The sequence below is a fragment of the Curtobacterium sp. B8 genome, from assembly GCF_000333315.1.
Lineage (GTDB): Bacteria > Actinomycetota > Actinomycetes > Actinomycetales > Microbacteriaceae > Curtobacterium > Curtobacterium luteum.
In genome coordinates, this window is the sequence record NZ_BACW01000610.1 from 1 (window position 1) to 1,453 (window position 1,453).

Annotated in this window: 1 protein-coding gene and 1 pseudogene; both read right to left on the bottom strand. The window is 70.3% G+C overall.

Annotated elements, in window-relative coordinates; all coding sequences use genetic code 11:
- Positions 1-60: 60 nt before the first annotated feature.
- On the bottom strand, positions 61-1,038 hold the full coding sequence (locus tag I59_RS16555; RefSeq protein WP_022904830.1) for a ribose-phosphate diphosphokinase: 978 nt from the start codon (positions 1,036-1,038) through the stop codon (positions 61-63).
- 54 nt (positions 1,039-1,092) lie between these two features.
- Positions 1,093-1,453: pseudogene (gene glmU, locus I59_RS16560) on the bottom strand (bifunctional UDP-N-acetylglucosamine diphosphorylase/glucosamine-1-phosphate N-acetyltransferase GlmU); the annotation flags it as partial.

The window sequence follows — 1,453 nt, forward strand, 5'->3', positions numbered from 1 at the left end:
CGGCCGCCCGCAGCCGGGCGCCCAGAGCGTCACGCGCGGGCGAGGACGCCACCGGGTGGGTCAGGCCGCGCCGTCGAACATTGACGTCACGGAACCGTCGTCGAAGACCTCGTGGATCGCCCGGGCGATGAGCGGCGCGATCGGCAGGACCTCGAGGCGGTCCCATCGCTTCTCCTCGGGCAGCGGCAGCGTGTCGGTGACGACCACGCGGTCGATGAACTCGCTCTGCAGCAGTTCGGTGGCCGGGTCCGAGAACACCGCGTGGGTCGCGGCGACGACGACGCCCGTGGCGCCGTTCGCCTTGAGCGCTTCGGCTGCCTTGGCGATGGTGCGGCCGGTGTCGATGAGGTCGTCGACGAGCAGGCAGACGCGGCCCCGCACGTCACCGACGATCTCGTGCACGGAGACCTGGTTCGGCACGAGCGGGTCGCGGCGCTTGTGGATGATGGCGAGCGGCGCGCCGAGCTTCTCCGACCAGATGTCGGCGACGCGGACGCGGCCCATGTCCGGCGAGACGACGGTGAGCGTCGCGGGGTCGAGGATCTCCTGGAAGCGCTCGAGCAGCACGGGCATGGCGAACAGGTGGTCCACCGGGCCGTCGAAGAAGCCCTGGATCTGTGCCGCGTGCAGGTCGACGCTCATGATGCGGTGCGCACCGGCCGCCTTGAAGAGGTCGGCGACGAGTCGGGCCGAGATCGGCTCGCGGCCGCGGCCCTTCTTGTCCTGACGGGCGTATGGGTAGAAGGGGGCGACGACGGTGATGCGCTTCGCCGAGGCACGCTTCAGGGCGTCGACGATGATGAGCTGCTCCATGAGCCACTCGTTGATGGGCGCCGTGTGCGACTGGATGACGAACGCGTCGCAGCCGCGGACCGACTCGTCGAAGCGGGCGTAGAGCTCACCGTTCGCGAAGGTCCGCGCGTCGGTCGGGACGAGCTCGACGCCGAGCTCCTCCGCGATCTCCGCCGACAGCGCCGGGTGTGCCCGGCCCGAGACGAGGACGAGTCGTTTCTGACCAGTGGCTTTGATTCCGGACAAGTGCCGTGCTCACTCCCTGGCCCCGGAGGGCCGTGTCGATCGACCCGGAGGCCGTCAGATCTGTTCGCCACGCGCGCGCCGAGCCGCCTCGGCCGCCAGCGTGCCGGGTCGGTGTTCCTCGACCCAGCCGTCGGTGTTGCGCTGTGGGGCGTAGCTGATCGCCAGCGACCCGGCAGGGACGTCCTTGCGGACGGTGGTCCCGGCGCCGGTGTACGCTCCGTCACCAATCCTAACGGGGGCGACGAACACGTTGTGCGACCCGGTCCTGACGTTGGACCCGACCTCGGTGCGGTGCTTCGCCACGCCGTCGTAGTTCGCGGTGATCGTGTTCGCGCCGATGTTCGAGTCCTCGCCCACCTCGGCGTCGCCGATGTACGACAGGTGCGGGACCTTGCTGCCGCGGCCGATCCGCGCG